This is a genomic window from Bacillus sp. B1-WWTP-T-0.5-Post-4 (assembly GCF_009183795.1).
GTDB lineage: Bacteria > Bacillota > Bacilli > Bacillales > Bacillaceae_G > Bacillus_A > Bacillus_A cereus.
The window spans coordinates 1-255 of sequence record NZ_WEIJ01000057.1; the positions used below are offsets into that span (position 1 = coordinate 1).

Here is a 255-nt window from a genome sequence, read left to right on the forward strand (position 1 = left end):
GAGGTCATCTCATGTACGGATACTCATATTGCTATCCAACTTGTTCATATCCTTCCTACGGTTATGGCGGTTCTTGTGGCGGGTCTGGACGCGGCTTCGCCTTAATCGTTGTGTTGTTTATTCTTTTTATTATCGTTGGTGCTGCTTGCATTCGCTAATTGTAAAACGAAACAACTATGGAAAGAAAAAGACGGCTTTGCCGTCTTTTTCTGTTTATCACATACATAACTACTCTATAATAGAACGATTTCCAAA

The 255-nt window shown here is 40.0% G+C and carries 1 protein-coding gene; it reads left to right on the forward strand.

Annotation, left to right across the window (positions count from 1 at the left end; all coding sequences use genetic code 11):
• Positions 1 to 11: 11 nt before the first annotated feature.
• Positions 12 to 158, forward strand: a complete 147-nt coding sequence (locus tag GBN91_RS28685) for a YjcZ family sporulation protein (RefSeq protein ID WP_152122922.1) — start codon at positions 12 to 14, stop codon at positions 156 to 158.
• The last annotated feature ends 97 nt before the right edge of the window (positions 159 to 255 follow it).

Excerpts from the sequence above, each read along its gene's own strand:
- GBN91_RS28685 (WP_152122922.1), top strand. The coding sequence starts at position 12 with ATGTACGGATACTCATATTGCTATCCAACTTGTTCATATCCTTCCTAC.